This is a genomic window from Roseburia sp. 1XD42-34, assembly GCF_009917385.1.
Lineage (GTDB): Bacteria > Bacillota > Bacilli > Bacillales > Amphibacillaceae > Virgibacillus.
In genome coordinates, this window is sequence record NZ_QWLJ01000090.1 from 1 (window position 1) to 1,151 (window position 1,151).

Consider the following 1,151-nt stretch of genomic DNA (forward strand, 5'->3'; position numbering starts at 1 on the left):
TTAAACAGATTATTGGTAATACCGCCCTCTATTTGCTTTAAATTCGCCCAGATGTCATTACGATCCACACGCATCATTGTATTTCGAGAGAGCGGGATTAAAACAAAAAACAAAAGCACTTATTGCCAAAAGACAAACAGGTGCTTTAAAATTAGCTAGTCATATATACTTTCTTTATCTATGCTCTCTACTTTAATTAAATTGGATCATTTGGATACTCAGTTAAATACCTTTCAATCAACTTTTTTCTTTCAACATCTTCTGGCTCATTTCCTAAATATTTATACTCCCAAATAACCAACTGATCATCAAAGCTATAATTTGTATCAAACCAGTTAGTATAATCATAGTGAATTTTAAATTTCCCATTATCCTCTAGAGATAATGTAAAAGAATACCATGGCTCTTGGTGATAATCAGTAAAAACATTTCTTAGTTTTTCACTAAGTTCAAGTAAGTTTCTTTCCTTTTGTTTAAACTGCTCTTTATTAATATTAAATTCAAAAGGAATTTCTAAACTATATTTATAGTTTTGCTTATCTTCTGGAGTATTATAGAAGAAGTAAGTTCCACCACCTGATTCTGACTCTTGGGCATACATATAAAATTTAACCCATTTTTCTGGAATCAATTCATTAACCGTCTCAGCAATTTCTCTATATATTTGATTCATTTCTTGTTCCATAGTCAAAAATATCATCCTCCAGATTGATTTTTTATAGTTTTTTTAACTGGCCTATTCCCTTCAATTTTATAAAAAATCTCAAAACTGCTTGGTCTTAAAGAACCTGCATTATAAACAGGTTCAATCCTTACAGATACCTTCTTTGGTGGGATTTCTTTCAAAGCATTTGCCCAAACCATCTCCATCTTGTACCATTCTCCACCAGAACGATTAATTTGGCTATTCTGAGCAACAAGATTATCAATATCTCCTGAACCGTGAAATTGACTTCCAATTAAATGTCCCCCATCATCATCAGGTAATCTATCTTCTCTACCAGCCGCCCTTTGCATTCCTAAATTTCTATCCGCTTCCTGTAATATCAGATTATCAGCCTCTACATCAACAATTCTTCCTAATTCATCCGTTGTGTATTTATACCCGTCTTGTGTCACATAGCGGACATTAGGTACAAGTTCTTTTCTTC

General features: G+C 32.8%; 2 protein-coding genes. Both read right to left on the minus strand.

Features of this window, described 5'->3' with window-relative positions; all coding sequences use genetic code 11:
* Positions 1-196: 196 nt before the first annotated feature.
* Positions 197-685, minus strand: a complete 489-nt coding sequence (locus D1839_RS20130) for an immunity protein YezG family protein (protein ID WP_120381542.1) — start codon at positions 683-685, stop codon at positions 197-199.
* 11 nt (positions 686-696) lie between these two features.
* A partial coding sequence (locus D1839_RS20135; protein ID WP_166554473.1) for a DNA/RNA non-specific endonuclease occupies positions 697-1,151 on the minus strand: 455 nt, incomplete at its 5' end.